Here is a 16136-nt window from a genome sequence, read left to right on the forward strand (position 1 = left end):
GACCGGGCGGCGTCTCGGCGCGCGCTACTTGCTCTTCGAACCCGAGGTGCCCGGCAGGCTGAGGATGTTGTCGGTGCCCTGCGGCACGACGATGAGCGAGCCGTTGTCGCCGGCGCTCTTGAGCGCCTCGATCTCGCGCTGCTTGAGGGCGGCGTCGGAGAGCGGGTGTCGTCTGGTGCGAGGTTGCGCACCTGGTGCGACCCTCGATGCCTCGCACCAGGAGTGCAACCTCGCACCGAGCGTACGTCCATCGACCCCGAGCCGCCCGCCCGGCCACGCGTCGGGGGTCAGACGTCAGTACTCCGCACGACGTGTCGCCTCGGCGAGGTCGCTCGGGTTCACCACCCCGGCACCTCGACCCGGACCGAACTGATCCGGCCGGCACGCGTCTGCGCCGTCACATTCGGGTCGTAGCTGTCGGCGGTCGCCAGGTACAGGGTGCGACCGTCCTCGCCACCGAGCGCACAGTCGATCGCGCAGTCCCCGGGTGCGTCGATGCGGTCCGTCACCTCGCCGCCCTCGACGACCCGCAGGAACTCCCCCGTGTCGACCGAGCAGACCCAGATCGCGCCGTCACGGTCGACAGTGCTGCCGTCCGGGGTCACGCCGCCGGGCAGGGCTGCCCACTCGCGACGTCCGGTCAGTGAGCCGTCGTCCTCGATGTCGAAGGCGCTGAGGCGGCCACCCCACGTCTCGCTGACCACCAGGGTCCGGGTGCCGGGCAGGATGTTGGCGCTGTTCGGGAACACCAGGCCCTCGGCGGCGAGGCGGACCGAGCCGTCGGGGTCGATCACGTAGAGCGGGCCGGGGCGCAGTTCCTCGCCCGCGTACAGGTCGTACCCGAAGGCACCGATGTAGGTCCGGCCGGTCTGGGCGTCGACGACCAGGTCGTTCACGAGCGACGACTCGATCGTGGACAGGTCGGCGAACACCGAGGTGCCGCCGTCCGGGTCGACGGCGACGACCGTGCGGGACTCCATCGAGCTGACGATCAACCGCCCGTCGGCGAGCCACCCGAGCCCCGACGACTGCCCGTCGACCGTCGCCTCGAGCCGGGGGCCGTCGGTCGAGGACGGGTCGACCGAGAACACCTCGCCGGTGTGCATGTCCGAGTACCAGAGCCGCCCGTCGTGCCAGCGGTTCCCCTCCGGGAAACGGATGCCGGAGATGACGATGTCGGTCGCGGAGTCCAGGGTGATGTGCACGGATCCAGCCTGCCAGCGGGACCGGGATGCTGCCCGGACGGATGCCGTGACGGCGGCCTAGGGTCGTCCCATGCCGGGTCGTCACCTCATCCACCACCTGGGCGTCTTCGCCAGCGACTTCGCCGCGAGCGACGCGTTCTACACCGCCGCCCTCGCGCCTCTCGGCATCGGAGCGGGCTACCGCACGGACGCCGTCGCCGAGTTCTGGCAGCACGGGGACGACACCCCGAGTGTCTCGCTCGAGACCGCCCGGACCCCCGGAGCGACGACGCGCGGACTCCATCTAGCGTTCGAGGCCGGGTCACGGAGCGAGGTCGACGCCTTCCACCGCGAGGCCGTCGCCGCCGGCGGGGTGTCACGGCACGAGCCGCGCTACTGGCCGGAGTACGGCGCGTACACGACGTTCGTGTCCGACCCGGACGGCAACAACGTCGAGGCCCTGGTCAAGGAGACCCGACCCTGACCCACAGGACCAAGGTCTCGGCGACGCACCGGGCACGACGGACCGGCACGACGCATCTGGCACGATCGACCCACGCCCCTCGACGGAACTCCCCTGCACCGGCTCGGCTTCCTGACGATCGGGTCGTTCGACCCCGCACGACCGTCCGAGGGCCACGAGGACACCCTGCGCGTGATCGAGCGCGCCGAGGCCCTGGGCTTGGACAGCGCCTGGCTGCGCCACCGGCACCTGCAGCACGGCATCTCCTCCCCCGTCGCGGTGCTGGCCGCGGCCTCGCAGCGCACCTCGCGCATCGACCTCGGCACCGCCGTCACCCCGATCGGCGCGGAGAACCCGTTCCGCCTCGCGGAGGACCTCAGCACGGTCGACGTCCTGCTCGGCGGCCGCCTGAACCCCGGGTTCTCGGTCGGCACCCCGATGAACTTCGACCTGTACCGCGACGCGATCTACCCCGACACCCTGGAGCACGAGGACCTCGGCAACGACCGGCTCCTGCGCTTCCGTGCCCTGGTGCGCGGTGACCCGGTGACGGCCACCGAGACCGTCGAACGCCGCGGCATCGAAGAGTTCGCGAGCACCGTCCAGCCGCACAGCGCCGGCCTGGCCGAGCGGATCTGGTACGGCACCGGCAGCACGAAGTCGGCCGTCTGGGCGGGTGAGAACGGCTTCCACCTGCTCACCTCGAGCGTCACCCGCAGCGAGAACGGCACCGACTTCGCCACGAACCAGCGCGCCCAGATCGACGCCTACCTCGACGCCCACCCCGACCCCGCTGCCGCCCGCGTCTCGCAGGGCCTGGTCGTCATCCCCACCGACACCGCGACCGCCGAGCAGGAGGCCCGCTACCGCGCCTACGTCGACAGCCGCTCGGTCCGCGTCGGCGTGCCGCAGGGCCCCGCCGGGATGCTCTTCGCCGCCGACCTGGTGGGCACGTCGGCCGAGATCGCGGACCGGCTCCGGGCCGACGTCGGCTACCAGGCGGTCACCGAGGTCGCCTTCGCGCTCCCGTTCTCGTTCGAGCCGGACGACTACGCCCAGATCATCACGGACATCGCCGAGCGGCTGGGTCCGGAACTCGGCTGGTCGCCGGAGCGCGCAGTCTGAGAACGGCGCCAGAACGGCGGACGGGAGGCACGGTGCCAGCTGGCACCGTGCCTCCCGTCCGCCGTTGACCCGCGCCCAGGGCGCGCTCACAGCGCCAGATCAGTCCTGCTGGTCCGCCTCCACCGCGTCCCGCAGCCGGTCGAGCACGTCCGGCACCGCTGAGCGCACCCGGCTCCAGCTCGGGATGAACGGCTTGTCGTTCGGCCGCGCCGTGAAGGCGCCGCCGGCGTCGAGGATCGCCTTGGTGAAGAGCTCCACCGCGGCTTCCTCGGCGTGCTGGTCGAACGCGAGCCCGCTCATCTCGGCTTCGTGCCGGTACACCTCGACGATGTCGAGCGCGTTCCGGTAGTACGTCGCCTTGAGCACGCGGAACGAGTCGGACGTGAGCGGGACGCCCATGGTCGCGAGCTTCCGGAGCAGCGACTGCACGATGTCGTTGCCCATCCGGGCGAGGCCGCCGGTGCCGTCGGCCTCGGCGAGGGGCTGGTGCTTGTGGTCGTACGCGTCGGCGATCTCCACCTGGCACACCTGCCGGGTCGCGTAGTCGCGGTACACCTCGGAGAGCATGCCGATCTCGAGTCCCCAGTCGCCGGGGATCTTCAGGCCGTTCAGCACGTGGGCACGCATCGCGAACTCGCCGGACAGCGGGTACCGGAAGCTGCTCAGGTACTCCAGGTACTCGGACTCCCCGTAGACCTGGCGGAGCGAGCGGAGCAGCGGCCCGACGAGCAGCCGCGCGGCGCGGCCGTTGATCCGACCGTCGGCGACGCGGGCGTAGTAGCCCTTCGAGAACTCGTAGTCGAACGCGGGGTTCGCGACCGGGTAGAACAGCCGCGCGAGCATGCCCCGCTCGTAGGTGGTGATGTCGCAGTCGTGCAGGGCGATGCAGTCCGCCCGCTCCGACGCCAGGGCGTACCCGGTGCAGTACCAGACGTTCCGGCCCTTGCCCGGCTCCCCCGGTGCCAGTCCCGCGCGCTCCAGTTCGGCGTCGAGCTCGCGCAGCCGCGGCCCGTCGTTCCACAGGATCCGGTGCCGCTGCGGCAGCCGCGAGAAGAACTCGCGGGCGTGCTCGAACTGCGAGCGGTCGGCCCGGTCGAGCCCGATCACGATCTCGCTGAGCCAGTCGGCCTCGGCCAGCTCGTCGACGATCCGCGACAGGGCCGGACGCTCGAGCTCGGAGTACAGCGCCGGCAGGATCAGGCTCATCGGGCGTTTCTCGGCGAAGCCCCGCAGGTCCTCCTCGAGGCTCGCGGTGCTGCGGCGACCGAGGTCGTGGAACGTCGTGATGACGCCGTTCTGGTGGAAGTCGCTCATCGGTGGCTCCTGACGGACGGGGTGGTGAACCGGGTGAGGCCCTCGGTCCAGCCTTGCGGGCCGGGGGCGGTCGTGCGGTGGACGCGCTCGGGGCGGTCGTCGGCGAGTGGTCCGGGTGCCGGGCCGTGCCCGCGGACCACGACGGCGAAGTCGACCGCGTCGAGCAACGCGGTGTCGTTCGGGCCGTCACCGAGTCCGATCGTGCGCGGGATGGTCCCCGTCCGACGCTCGTGGTCGGCGATCAGCGTCCGGACCGCCGCGCCCTTGTCGCGGCCCGCCGGCAGCACGTGCCAGAACCGACCGCCCCGCACCAGGTCGAGGCCGACCGCGGCGAGCGCCGCGCGGAACGCGTCCGCCCGGTCGTCGTCCTCGGCGTGCCAGAGCAGCACCTCGGACGCCTCGCGCTGCTGCGCGCGTCCGGCCGCTTCGAGGTCGAGCCCGGTCCACGCGGCGACGACCGCATCGGTCACGCCGCCGAAGGTCTCGAACCGCAGATGCAGTGCCCGGCGGACGCGGGCGAGTTCGGCGTGCAGCCGCTCGAGGTCGTCGTCGACCGGTCCGACCAGCACGTCGCCCGCCGGTCCGACCACGACCGCGCCGTTCTCCGCCACGAACGCGTGCCCGTCGAGCCCGGTGCGCGCCTGCAGCGCCGTGATCTCGGCGCGCGTCTTGCTGCTGCAGAACACCACGGGGACGTCGTCCGCCCGCAGCTGTTCCAACATCGGCAGGGCCGCGTCGAACGAGTAGTCGTGGTGGTCGAGGAACGTCCCGTCGAGGTCCGTGACGATCATCAGGTCGGGTGTTGGCATCGTGCTCCGCTGGCGGCTGGCTGGGCTGCGGGCGACGATGCCCCGGACCACCCTGCCACGCGCATGCGTCGGTTGGGTGAACAAGCCGGCGTCGGTCGCGCGACGCGACCAGCGGACGGACTGGAGGCGCGGTGCCAGCTGGCACCGCGCCTCCAGTCCGTCGTCACGCACGCTCAGAGCCAGTGCCGCCGCTTGAACACCGCCCACAGCACGACCGCCAGCAGGACCATCGCGACGATCGCCGCGGGGTACCCCCACGCCCACCGCAGCTCGGGCATGTGCTCGAAGTTCATGCCGTAGATCGACGCCACCAACGTGGGGGCGAACAGGATGGCTGCCCACGACGAGATCTTCTTCACCTCTTCGCCCTGCTCCATCGACGCCCGCGCCAGCCGCCGGCTCTCCTCCCCCTGTGCCAGGCTCGCGCTGGTCATCCGGCGCATCGCGTCGTTCTGCTCCTGCGTCACCAGGGTCGAGTGCAGCGTGAGGGCGTTCTCGAGCAGCGTCCGGAACGTGTCCACCCGCTCGGTGACGCGGATCGCGTGGTCGAGGACGTTCCGCAGCTGGTTCTGCACCTCGGTGTCCGTGCCGTACTTCTCGGCACCCCGCAGCAACGCGTTGAGCATCCCGGGCAGCGGGCCGATGGCGCGCTGGAACCCGATGACCTCGCTGAGCAGCTGGTAGATCCGCCGCGAGGACGCCGGGTCGACGTCACCGTCGAACAGGTCGTCCTCGATGTCGTCGATGTCGTCCTGCAGCCCGGCGACGACCGGGGCGTAGCTGTCGATGACCTCGTCGAGGACCGCGCAGAGCACCGCCTCGGACCCGCGCCCCAGGGCGTCCGGGTCGGCTTCGAGTCGCTTCCGCACGTCGGCGAGGTTCGGCCGTTCCGCCTGCCGGACGGTGACGACGAAGTCGCGGCCGGTGAACAGGTGCACCTCACCGAACTCGACCGTCTCCTCGTCCTCGTCGTACCAGGCGGGTCGCAGCACCACGAACAGGGTGTCGCCGTACCGCTCGAGCTTCGCCCGCTGGTGCCCCTTGTGCGCGTCCTCGACGGCGAGCGTGTGCAGCCCGAACTCGTCGGCGACGGACGCCAGCTCGGTGGCGGTCGGTCGGAACAGCCCGATCCAGGCCATCGCGCCCCTCCCGGCTGCGGCGAGCGCTTCGTACGTGCGCCCGAGGTCCGCGGGCGAGTCCGTCCGCGTTCCGTTGACGTAGATGCCGTTGTCGATGAGGGCCACCGGTGTCCTCCTGGTTCCGTGGTGCGTGCGGGCAACCTGCCGAGCATGCCGGACCGCCGACGGCGCGAGCGCTTCCCTGACGGACCCCTCACGCTGCGCGCCGGATTCCTGTCGGAGTCCTGACACGCCCTGGGCGCGACCCCGGGACGGACTGGAGGCACGGTGTCAGCTGGCACCGTGCCTCCAGTCCGTCAGCCGTTGCGTTCAGAACCGCCGGCAGCCGGATCCGCTCGTTGCGTTCAGGGGACGTCCTCGCCGAAGGCGAGCAGCGTCCACGGCTCCAGGTCGTACATCCCGACGCTGGTCTCCCGCTCGGTACGATCCGGCCGGAACTCCCGCTTGACGTAGTCGACGAGATCATCGCCGTAGATGACCACGTCCGTCTGGTACACCGAGAAGACCGGCGCCCCGCGGCCGACCGGCGCGGCAGGCAGGTAGCGGTGCGAGTACAACGGCACCAGCTGCGGCCACTGCAGCAGGTGCCGCTCGGCCGCCTCGAGACGCTGCGACTCATCGCTGGGTCGTTCGCCCCACGACCCGGGCCAGAAGGCGTCGTGACGGACGTCGAACAGGACGCCCTCGACCGGCCACCGGATCGCCCGTCGCAGCCGTTCGTCGTTCCGAGCGCGCCAGTCGAACCAGCCGTCCCCGCTCGGCACTGCGAGGGAGAGGAGGGCACGATGGTCCGCGCCGAACCGGACGCCGTACCGACGCTCGGCCCGGGCCAGTTCCCGTTCGGACAACCCGCGTTCGAGCGCAACGCCGAACGTCCGGAGGAGTTCGACGGTCAGGGCTGCAGACACCCCCGCAGCCTAGGCGGACGGTTGCGAGCCCCACGAGCACGTGGCCGACGAGACGGCGTGGATCTGACGGAACCCTCGGCACGACGGCGAAGATGGCCAGGTGAATCGCACCGACCGGCTCTACGGCCTCGTGGAGGAGTTGCGCGCCGTCTCCCCGCAACCGCGGAGCGCGCGTCGTCTCTCGGAGCGGTTCGAGGTGTCGGTCCGGACCATCGAACGGGACATCTCCGCGTTGCAGCAGTCGGGTGTGCCGATCTGGGCGGAGCCCGGCCGGACGGGTGGGTACGTCATCGACGCGTCCGCGACGCTCGGTCCGGCTGGCTTCACGCCGGATGAAGCCCTCGCGGTGCTGATCGGGCTCGGCTCGCTGGGGCGCAGTCCGTTCCGGCACGCGGCGCACACCGCGGCCAGGAAGACGCTCGCGGTGATGCCCGCCGGCGATGCCGCACGAGCCAGCGCGCTGGCCTCCCGGGTGCACTTCCTGGAGGACGACGAGGACACGGTCGTCCCGGCCGAGTTCGCGGCGGCCCTGCGTGCCGATCGAGTCGTGCGACTCCGGTACCGGGACGCCGACGGAGCGGAGTCCGTCCGGGACGTCGAACCGCTGGGGTCGATCGGGAAGGACGGTCAGTGGTACCTGATCGCCTGGTGCCGGATGCGCGACGGGGTGCGGGCGTTCCGGGGCGACCGGATGCTGTCGGTCGAGGTCACCGACGAGCGGCCCGCGCAGCGCGTCCTGCGATCCGAGGACCTCGCGATCCAGTACGGACGACTCCGGCCGGTCCTCGACGAGTAGCTGCGCCGTCGGTTTCCGGAAACACCGACAGGACGGTGTCGCGGCGGCCGGTGAAGCTGGTCGCTCCGAGTCAGCAGCACCACCGTGAGGAACCCCATGTCGTTCGCATCCGTCCGCATCATCACCGACGACCTCGAAGGCATGGTCGCCTTCTACGAGCGGATCACCCGCCAGCCGGCCGAGCGCCCCGCACCGGTCTTCGCGCAGTTCAGCGGCACGGGTGGGACCCTCGCGATCGCCAGCACCGCCACGGTCGCCAAGCTCGGCGGCGCGCTGGTGCCCGCGACGAACCGTTCCGCGCTCATCGAGTTCGAGGTCGCCGACGTCGACGGCGACTTCGCCGGACTGGAGCTCGGCAGCGACGACGTCGTCCTGGAACCGACCACGATGCCGTGGGGCAACCGCTCCGCACTGGTCCGCGACCCGGACGGCAACGTCGTCAACCTGTTCAGCAGGCCCGCCGCCAGCTAGTCGGGGGTGCTCAGGCGGCGGCGGCGTTCGCCGACGAGCGGCACTCCTCCGGCGGCCGCCCCGCGATGGACTCCGCCGCGATGTCGCGGAGCCGCGCGAGGCGGTCGTGGGTGGCACCGAGGGCCTCGATCTGGCGTCGGATGCGATCGCTCTCCTCGTCGAAGTGGTCGAGCATCGTCCGCGTCGCGACCCCGGTGTCGAGGAAGGGCAGGATCTCGACGATCCGACGACTCGGCATGCCCGCCGCGTAGAGCATCTGCATGAAGCGCACCCGCGCGACATCGGGCTCGCGGTACTCCCGGTGTCCGCCCGTGGTCCGCTCGGACTCGAGGAGGCCCTGTTCCTCGTAGTACCGCAGCGACCGGACGCTGACGCCGGCCCGTTCTGCGAGTTCACCGATCCGCATCGTTCTGTCCCTCGGGCTTGATTCTCACGTTGACGTCAGGTTCTACCGTAGCGGCATGAACCTCTCTGGAGCCACCGCCCTCGTCACCGGCACGAACCGCGGTATCGGACGCCACCTCGCCGCGCAGCTGATCGGACGCGGGGCGAAGGTCTACGCCACCGCCCGACGCCCTGAACTGATCGACCTCGAGGGCGTCGAGCGCCTCGCCCTCGACATCACCTCCCCCGCGTCGGTCGCAGCGGCCGCCGCGGTCGCGACCGACGTCGATCTCCTGGTCAACAACGCCGGGATCGCGACCACGGCGACCCTGCTGGGCGATCTGGACGCAGCGCACGCCGACATGGACACGAACGTCTGGGGCACCCTGTCCGTGATCCGCGCGTTCGCGCCGGTCCTGGCGGCGAACGGCGGTGGGGGCATCGTGAACATCGCCTCGGGTGCCTCCTGGCTCGCCATGCCCGGCGCCTCCGCGTACGCGGTGTCGAAGGCCGCGCTGTGGAACATGGGCAACGCGTTGCGTCACGAACTCGCTGGCCAAGGGACCGCGGTGATGTCCGTGCACCTCGGAGTGGCCGACACCGACATGACGGCGGGGATCTCGATGGCCAAGACCGACCCGGCGGACGTGGCGCGCGCGACCCTGGACGGGGTCGAGCGCGACGACTACGAGGTCGTCGTCGACGAGCAGGCCGCGTTGATCAAGCAGATGCTCGCCGGCGACCCGAAGGAGCTGTACGCGGTGGTGGCGCAGATGCTCGCGTCGTAGGAGCCGGCTTCACGCAGCCTTCGGCACGGCCGCCAGCGTGCGGCCGTGTCGTGCTGCCTGCTCTTCAGCCCGGACCCGCAGCTCGTCGGCCAGCTCCGTGAACTGGTCGAGGGCGGGGTTCACCCCGACGAGCGTGAACTCACGCGTCACCACGTCGAGGTCGAGCTGCCAGACGTCCTCCAGGATGCGCCGCATCCAGGCCGTGGCGTGGTCCCAGCCCTCCCTTGGCGTTCCGGCGGAGTAGTTGCCGCCCTGCACCGTGACGAGGACGGCCGGCTTGCCCGCGGTCGCGGGCACGGCGCCGGGCGACATGCGCGGGTCGGTCAGGACGAGGTCGACGTAGGACTTGAAGTGCTGCGAGACGCCGAAGTTGTAGAGCGGCACGGCGAACAGCAGCGCGTCGGCACCGGCGAGCTCGTCGGTCAGCTCGGCGGCCAGGGCGACCGCGGCGACCTGGGCCGCCGTGCGCTCGGACTCGGGCGTCGCGGAGGCGGCGACGGCGCTCGCCCAGCTGTCGGCGGGCACCGGATCGGTGCCGACGTGACGGCGGGTCACCTCGGAGCCCGCGTGCACGGCACTCCACTCGGTTTCGACGATGTCGCCGAGTGCTCGGCTGGTGGAGCCGTCGGTGCGGATGCTGGCGTCCAGGCGGAACAGGGTCATGACACTCCTTCGATCGTTCCCGGGTCGGCGACCCGGGCTTCGGTTACGATGGGTAACCCTGCCCGCCGGGTTCCCGTTACCGCAAACGATCCCCTGTTACCCGGCAGTAACCACGGGAGACCCCATGACGGACCAGACCGCGCTGGAGACGTTGCACGCCAGGCTCCACCAGTCGATGCCTACGATGGCCGAGCTCTGCACGAGCGAGGACCCGGAACTCTTCCGGTCGCTGCTGTCCCGGATGGGCGACAAGTGGACGCTGTTGGTGATCGGGGTGCTCGGCGACGAGCGGCGGCGGTTCACCGAGCTCTCCGAGGTCATCCCCGGCATCTCACGCCGGATGCTGACCGTGACGCTGCGCGCACTCGAGCGCGACGGGCTCGTCTCGCGGACGGTCCACGCCGAGGTGCCGCCCCGCGTCGAGTACGAGCTCACCGACCTCGGACGGTCGCTGCAGTACGTGGCGCTCGCCCTCGCCGACTGGGTGCGGGAACACCAGCAGGTGATCGCCGGCAACCGGCAGGTCTTCGACGGCGACGGGGACGCCCGAGATCGATGACGACGCGCGCTGAGGACTCAGCGATCGAGGAGGGCCGGCAACTCGCGATCGGTCTCGGCGACCGGGGTGAGCTTCATGGCGACGGGCCGAAGCGCGCACCCTTGATCGGAGGGAACCTGGCCGTGTTCGAACTCGACCGCGCCGCCCTCCGATCGGACGCCCTAGCCAGCTAGTTTCGCTCGTCGGCTGCTCGCCGACGCCCGCACGGAGTCCTTCACAGCGGTGACGAAGGACGTGCGTGTGTGTTCGTCGAGCAGGTCGAGTGACAGGTACGGGTTGAGGTCTTCCAGCTCCACGAGGAGGAGGTCTCCGTCTCGGGTGCGGCAGGCATCGACGCGTTGGATGCCGCGCTCGATCGTGTTCCATTCGATGAACTGCTGCGCGAAGGCCCAGTCGGCATCGCTCGCCTGGTACTGCTGCAACTCCCACCGTTTTGCCGGGTCAGGAGCGTTGAGCGCGTACTGCGGGACGTGGTCCACGTAGTAGAACGAGACTTCGTACTGGAAGTCGATGCGGGGTTGCACGAGCAGGTCGTCGTAGTGCAATCCGGGAAGGTCGTCGCGGTGCACGACGGTGAGACCGATCGAGTCAGCGCCCAGCTTCGGTTTCGCGATGTAGTCCAAAGCGTCCGGGAGTTGCGCGATGTCCGCAGCGTCGTCGATCGTGGGGATGACCGGGTACCCGGCTCGGAACAGATCGAGCAGGTATTGCTTCCCCGTCTGGTCCGCTCGTCCGGTCACGTCGGTGAACACGCACGTACCGCGGGACCGCGCGGCTTCCCGGAATGCTTCGTACTCGGCCAGGTAGTGCAGCACGGGCCCGCTGTTGCGCACCACGACGACGTCGAACGCGTCCATCAGGTGCTGTGCAGCGAGCGGAGGGCAGATCGCGACGTCGAAGTCCTCACCGAGCTCAGCGGAGAGGAGGATGTCCTCATCGCAGTAGCGTCGGCCCTTTGCTTCGTACCCCAGGTCGCTGACGTACAGGACACGAAGACGCTCCCGCCGCCTGCTCATGCTCGCGCGCGTTCTGTCCCGGAGCCGCACACCCGACGTTGTGCGCGGCCGTCGACGGCGATGCGCGGGCTGATGCTGTGCGCTGCGTGGACTGTTCTCATCGGGTCTCCATGTTGGCCGCGGTCTGTCCGGGTCGTGCCGACGCTGCGTCGGCGAGACGATCGTATGGCCGGACAAGGCCTCGTGCACTGAGAAGCAGTGCAGTTCAGCCGAGTGCCGACGGGAGCGCCCCGATCTGCCCGAGGATGCTGAGCACGTCAGGCTGGCCGACCTCGTCGACGATCAGTCCCTCGTCGAAACGGTAGAAGTTGCTCGCGTTCGCGACCACCGTCCTCCCCGTGGCGGGGACACCGAGGAACTCGCCGTCGTGCGTGCCGCGGAGTTCGAAACGTGCCGCGACGGTGTCGCCCTCGACGACGATCCGGTCGATGCTCCACTGGATGTCAGGGAACGCACCCCGCATGATCGTCAGGATCTGCAGGTACCCCGGCAGCCCGCGCAGCGGCTCGGGCGAGAACGGCGTCAAGAACGCCGCTTCCGGTGCGATGACCGTCTCACCGATGGACGGGTCGGCGCTGTTGATGAAGTCGACGAATCGCAGGAACGAGAGGCGTGTGTCTGTGGTCATGGACAACTACTTTACATAGCAAGTAGATGCCGTAGAGTCGAAGCATGAGCACGGACCTCGCCCCCCTCCATGGAATCGACGCCGCGGATGACCAGACCGGGCGAGTGGCGCGTCTGCACGAGTACTTCGCCGCGCTGGTGCGGCACGAGACCGACGTGTGGAACGCGGTCGAGAAGCGGATGCGGGGCGAGGGTGTGCTGAGCCTGGCCCGACTGGAAGTGTTGCGGATCGTCCAGGCAGCCTCATCGGGCGCCCGGGTGCAGGACGTCGCGACCGGCGTCGGGACGTCGATCGCTGCAGCCAGTCGCTTGCTCGACCGGCTCGCCGCCGATGGTTTCCTCGAGCGTTCGACGGACCCGGACGATCGGCGCAGTGTCCGCAGTGTGCTCTCACCCCAGGGGAGAGACGCCTTCGCCCTCGCGGGCGAGCGGTTCGACCAAGCGCTGCACGCCGTGCTCTCGGATGCCGATGCCACGGCGATCGCAGACGGCCTCGCGGCACTCGAGCGCCTGCAGTCGACGTTGGAGGCAAGGCGATGACGGCCACCATGCGTGCCGTCGTGATCGACGCACCCGGTGGCCCCGACGTGTTGCACCTCCGTGAGCTGCCGATCCCGATCCCAGGCCCGGGCCAGGTGCTGATCCGTGTGGAAGCGTTCGGGCTGAACCGGTCCGAGCTGCACTTCCGCCGCGGCATGGGCCATTTCGGGACCTTCCCACGGGTGCCCGGGATCGAAGCCGTCGGGACCGTGGAGGCAGCCCCAGGTGGAGAGTTCCCCGCCGGTACCCAAGTAGCCGGGCTGATGGGCGGGATGGGTCGCGACTTCGACGGGGGCTACGCCGAGTACACCGTCGTTCCGGCCAGCAGCGTCGTGCCGTTCCGGAGCAGCCTCGACTGGTCCGTGCTCGGCGCCGTCCCCGAGATGCTGCAGACCGCACACGGTTCGCTCACCGTGGGCGTCGGTGCCCGCCGGGGCGACACGATCCTGATCCGCGGTGGCACGTCGTCGATCGGCCTGGCGTGCATCGTGCTGGCGAAGCAGCAGGGCATGACCGTCATCGCCACCACTCGCAACCCGGACCGCACGGAGCGACTGCACACCACTGGTGCGGACCACGTCGTGGTGGACTCGGGCAGGATCGCCGACACGGTCCGTCGAATCGTGCCGGACGGCGTCGACGGCGCGATCGAGTTGATCGGCACCGACACGCTGCCCGACACGCTCCGGGCGACAGCCGTCCACGGCACCGTGTCGTTCAGCGGGATGCTCTCCGACGTCTGGACCATCCCCGACTTCTACCCGATGGCGGTGATCCCCAACGGGGTGCGCCTCACCGCGTACTCCGGCGAAGCGAGCGACCTGCCGGCATCGGTACTGCAGACGTTCCTCGACACCGTCGCAGCCGGCACCGTGCAGGTCCCGATCGCGAAGGTGTATCCGCTCGAGGAGATCGTGCAGGCCCACCGCGACATGGAGGACGGGACCCGGTCGGGCAAGCTCGTCGTCACCATCCGATGATGGGTACGGGCTCTCCGGAACCCCGCTCTCGGGGTGGAACCGGTTCGTCCTCGACAAGGGCGCCAGCCAGTGCAAGTCAGGAAGGTCTGATGTCTCCTCGCAGCTACAAGCAGATTTCGGTGGCCCGCAACTGACGGACGGGAGGCCCGGTACCAGCTGGCACCGGGCCTCCCGTCCGTCAGCGGCACGCGTCCAGGGCCTGCGCTCCTGTCGTCGCGTCCCACGCGCGCCGCCGTGCCCGGCAGCACCGTCCGGTCACCCCCAGGTCAAGGGCTGTTCACCCGCTGCCGCTACCTCTGCTTGTCGGACCGCCGCCCGAGGTCCCGATACCGGAGGCCCCATGAACACCCGCACCGCACTGTCCTGCATCGCCGTCACTGCCCTCGCCTCGCTGATGTTCGGAGCACCGGCACACGCCGACGAGGCCAGCTTCTACAGCAGCAAGCAGCCGTACATCGCCCCCACCCAGTCGGACATCGACGCCTACTCGCCGGCACCGACGGGCTACGCACCCGTCGCCACGGAGTCGGTCGCCCGACATGGATCCCGGGGGCTCTCCGCGTACAAGTACGACGCGCTGCTGCACCGTCTCGCCGCGACCGCGCAGGCCGAGAACGGGTTCCTGACGCCGGAGATCGGGAAGGAGTTCTCCGCGAACCTCGATGCCATCACCGCGGCGAACGTCGCGAACGGCTACGGCATGCTCACCGGTCAGGGCGCCACCCAGCACCAGGGCATCGGAGCACGAGCCGCGCAGCGCAACAAGCAGCTCTTCGCAGCTGCGGCGAAGACGGGCGGGCGTGTCGTCGCCGAGACCTCGGGTGAGTCTCGCGCCACGGAGTCGGGCGAGAACTTCTTGCGGGGCTTCGGGGCCACGGGCGTCAAGCTCGAGCCACGCCCTGACCTGCTCTACTTCCACGACGTCGAGAACCCGGACGGCACCGGCAAGGCCGAGGGGTCGCCCGAGCGCGAGCGCGCCCAGGCGTACGAGGACTACGTCGCCGCACAGACCGGTGACGGCGGCACGATCGCGGCGGCCTTGCAGTACATCGAGGCGAAGCCGCGATCGGTCGAGGCGGCGCAGGACCTGCTCTCCGGCATCTTCACGCCCGGGTTCATCGCCTCGATCGGCACGGACAAGGCACACACCTGGTACAACACTGCCGACGGCTCCAAGGGCGGCGCGGTGACGTGTGCGCCCGGCGCCGACACCAAGGCCGATCCCGATGCCTGCGGCGATCCGAAGAAGTCGATCAAGAGCACCGTCGATGCGGCGATGTCGCTCTACAACCTGTACATCATCGCGGCGGACATGCAACAGGAGAACGTCGCTCCGCACGCGTTCGACTTCGCCCAGTACTTCGCTGGCCGGCCGGCGGATGCCGAGTGGTTCGCGTACCTGCTCGACGCCGAGGACTTCTACGAGAAGGGCCCGAGCCTCGCCGGGCACGACGAGACCTACTCGATCGCCGAGCCCCTGCTCGACGACTTCTTCGCCACGATCGACGCCCGCGTCGCTGGTGGTGACGTGGTCGCGACCTTCCGCTTCGCGCACGCCGAGACGATCATCCCGTTCGCTGCGCTGCTGCGTCTGCCCGGATCCACCGTCGCCGCGCCCGACAACGCCGCTCCGGCCTCGGACGCCGACGTCTACGACGACGCCACCAACCCGTGGCGAGGCTCCCAGGTGACGCCGATGGCGGCGAACGTGCAGTGGGACGTCGTGGCACGAGCAGGCATCGACCCGGCTACCGGAGCGGCCTACACGCCGCTCGTGCGCATGCTCTACAACGAGCGGGAGATCGCGTTCGCCTCCGGTTGCCGTGCAGTCGCCGCAGGGTCGAACTGGGTGAAGGAGACCGAGCTCAAGCACTGCCTGACCGGCACGGCGATGACCGAGAGCCCCCTGATCGCTGCAGCCACGCCAGGACCGACCGCGACGCCCACCGCGGAGCCCGCGCCGACCCCGACCGTGACACCGGCGACCCAGGGTGCCGGCACACCGACGACCCCGGCGACGGCGACGGCGACGGGCACGCTGGCCGCGACCGGAGCGGAGTCGCCTGTCGGACCGGCGTTGCTCGCGACGCTGCTCCTCCTGGCCGGTGCCGGGACCCTGGTGCTGCGTCGGCGGCGTCGCCTGCGACCCACCGAGTGACACCGACGCGGATCCGAGGCTTCTCGAGATGACCAGCCGGTACCGGCGCCCCGCGCCAGCGGGGTGACTGCCGGACTGGAGGCACGGTGCCAGCTGGCACCGGGCCTCCAGTCCGTCATCGGTTGCGCTCCAGGTCCTCGCCGAGTTCACCCGCTCCGGGCGATGGGTGCCTCCCCCATCACGACGAGGGTGGTGGTCCGTTCAACGGACCG

The 16136-nt window shown here is 70.3% G+C and carries 19 protein-coding genes; 9 read left to right on the forward strand and 10 right to left on the reverse strand.

The window, feature by feature from the left end; translation table 11 throughout:
* Positions 1-24 precede the first annotated feature (24 nt).
* On the reverse strand, positions 25-228 hold the full coding sequence (locus tag ABRP24_RS12980) for a hypothetical protein (RefSeq protein ID WP_176708484.1): 204 nt from the start codon (positions 226-228) through the stop codon (positions 25-27).
* A 110-nt stretch (positions 229-338) separates the two neighbouring features.
* Positions 339-1205: an SMP-30/gluconolactonase/LRE family protein gene (locus ABRP24_RS12985; RefSeq protein WP_349847811.1), complete on the reverse strand. Its 867-nt coding sequence runs from the start codon at positions 1203-1205 to the stop codon at positions 339-341.
* 70 nt (positions 1206-1275) lie between these two features.
* On the opposite strand from ABRP24_RS12985, the gene ABRP24_RS12990 reads away from it, so the two are divergent.
* Positions 1276-1668, forward strand: a complete 393-nt coding sequence (locus tag ABRP24_RS12990; RefSeq protein WP_027464808.1) for a VOC family protein — start codon at positions 1276-1278, stop codon at positions 1666-1668.
* 54 nt (positions 1669-1722) lie between these two features.
* Complete coding sequence (locus tag ABRP24_RS12995) at positions 1723-2772, forward strand: LLM class flavin-dependent oxidoreductase (RefSeq protein ID WP_349848131.1); 1050 nt, start codon at positions 1723-1725, stop codon at positions 2770-2772.
* 99 nt (positions 2773-2871) lie between these two features.
* Here ABRP24_RS12995 and ABRP24_RS13000 read toward each other — a convergent pair whose 3' ends face one another.
* The 4 genes from ABRP24_RS13000 to ABRP24_RS13015 all read right to left on the reverse strand — a co-directional run bounded on the left by ABRP24_RS13000 (position 2872) and on the right by ABRP24_RS13015 (position 6942).
* Positions 2872-4086 carry a glycosyl transferase gene (locus tag ABRP24_RS13000; protein ID WP_027464806.1) on the reverse strand — a complete coding sequence of 405 codons (1215 nt, stop codon included), beginning with the start codon at positions 4084-4086 and terminating at the stop codon, positions 2872-2874.
* On the reverse strand, positions 4083-4895 hold the full coding sequence (locus ABRP24_RS13005) for an HAD-IIB family hydrolase (RefSeq protein ID WP_349847812.1): 813 nt from the start codon (positions 4893-4895) through the stop codon (positions 4083-4085). The genes ABRP24_RS13000 and ABRP24_RS13005 overlap by 4 nt, the downstream gene beginning before the upstream one ends.
* 173 nt (positions 4896-5068) lie before the next feature.
* Positions 5069-6139 (reverse strand): magnesium and cobalt transport protein CorA, encoded by a 1071-nt coding sequence (locus ABRP24_RS13010; RefSeq protein ID WP_176708479.1) that lies wholly within the window; start codon positions 6137-6139, stop codon positions 5069-5071.
* A 239-nt stretch (positions 6140-6378) separates the two neighbouring features.
* Positions 6379-6942 (reverse strand): hypothetical protein, encoded by a 564-nt coding sequence (locus tag ABRP24_RS13015; protein WP_349847813.1) that lies wholly within the window; start codon positions 6940-6942, stop codon positions 6379-6381.
* A gap of 100 nt (positions 6943-7042) precedes the next feature.
* Here ABRP24_RS13015 and ABRP24_RS13020 point away from each other — a divergent pair, with 100 nt between their 5' ends.
* A complete protein-coding gene (locus ABRP24_RS13020; RefSeq protein WP_349847814.1) occupies positions 7043-7738 on the forward strand; it encodes a WYL domain-containing protein in 696 nt (231 codons plus the stop codon).
* Between the two features lie 96 nt (positions 7739-7834).
* A complete protein-coding gene (locus ABRP24_RS13025; RefSeq protein ID WP_349847815.1) occupies positions 7835-8209 on the forward strand; it encodes a VOC family protein in 375 nt (124 codons plus the stop codon).
* Positions 8210-8219: 10 nt separating this feature from the next.
* On the opposite strand, the gene ABRP24_RS13030 is transcribed toward ABRP24_RS13025, so the two are convergent.
* Positions 8220-8615 (reverse strand): MerR family transcriptional regulator, encoded by a 396-nt coding sequence (locus ABRP24_RS13030; protein ID WP_173035433.1) that lies wholly within the window; start codon positions 8613-8615, stop codon positions 8220-8222.
* A 55-nt stretch (positions 8616-8670) separates the two neighbouring features.
* On the opposite strand from ABRP24_RS13030, the gene ABRP24_RS13035 reads away from it, so the two are divergent.
* Positions 8671-9381, forward strand: coding sequence for an SDR family oxidoreductase (locus ABRP24_RS13035; RefSeq protein WP_349847816.1), 711 nt, complete (start codon positions 8671-8673; stop codon positions 9379-9381).
* 9 nt (positions 9382-9390) lie between these two features.
* On the opposite strand, the gene ABRP24_RS13040 is transcribed toward ABRP24_RS13035, so the two are convergent.
* Positions 9391-10044 carry an NAD(P)H-dependent oxidoreductase gene (locus tag ABRP24_RS13040; RefSeq protein WP_349847817.1) on the reverse strand — a complete coding sequence of 218 codons (654 nt, stop codon included), beginning with the start codon at positions 10042-10044 and terminating at the stop codon, positions 9391-9393.
* Between the two features lie 124 nt (positions 10045-10168).
* Here ABRP24_RS13040 and ABRP24_RS13045 point away from each other — a divergent pair, with 124 nt between their 5' ends.
* A complete protein-coding gene (locus tag ABRP24_RS13045) occupies positions 10169-10603 on the forward strand; it encodes a helix-turn-helix domain-containing protein (protein WP_349847818.1) in 435 nt (144 codons plus the stop codon).
* A gap of 161 nt (positions 10604-10764) precedes the next feature.
* Here the strand turns inward: ABRP24_RS13045 and ABRP24_RS13050 are convergent, their stop codons facing one another.
* Positions 10765-11649: a hypothetical protein gene (locus ABRP24_RS13050; RefSeq protein WP_371836755.1), complete on the reverse strand. Its 885-nt coding sequence runs from the start codon at positions 11647-11649 to the stop codon at positions 10765-10767.
* Positions 11650-11824: 175 nt separating this feature from the next.
* On the reverse strand, positions 11825-12247 hold the full coding sequence (locus ABRP24_RS13055) for an ester cyclase (RefSeq protein WP_349847820.1): 423 nt from the start codon (positions 12245-12247) through the stop codon (positions 11825-11827).
* A gap of 44 nt (positions 12248-12291) precedes the next feature.
* Between ABRP24_RS13055 and ABRP24_RS13060 the strand changes: the two genes are divergently transcribed.
* From ABRP24_RS13060 to ABRP24_RS13070, 3 genes are all read left to right on the forward strand, one after another.
* Positions 12292-12786: a MarR family transcriptional regulator gene (locus tag ABRP24_RS13060; RefSeq protein WP_349847821.1), complete on the forward strand. Its 495-nt coding sequence runs from the start codon at positions 12292-12294 to the stop codon at positions 12784-12786.
* Complete coding sequence (locus ABRP24_RS13065; RefSeq protein ID WP_349847822.1) at positions 12783-13766, forward strand: zinc-binding alcohol dehydrogenase family protein; 984 nt, start codon at positions 12783-12785, stop codon at positions 13764-13766. The genes ABRP24_RS13060 and ABRP24_RS13065 overlap by 4 nt, the downstream gene beginning before the upstream one ends.
* Positions 13767-14106: 340 nt before the next feature.
* Positions 14107-15924, forward strand: coding sequence for a histidine-type phosphatase (locus tag ABRP24_RS13070; RefSeq protein WP_349847823.1), 1818 nt, complete (start codon positions 14107-14109; stop codon positions 15922-15924).
* Positions 15925-16136 lie beyond the last annotated feature (212 nt).

The sequence above is a fragment of the Curtobacterium sp. WHRI 8282 genome, from assembly GCF_040223925.2.
Taxonomy (GTDB): Bacteria; Actinomycetota; Actinomycetes; order Actinomycetales; family Microbacteriaceae; genus Curtobacterium; species Curtobacterium flaccumfaciens.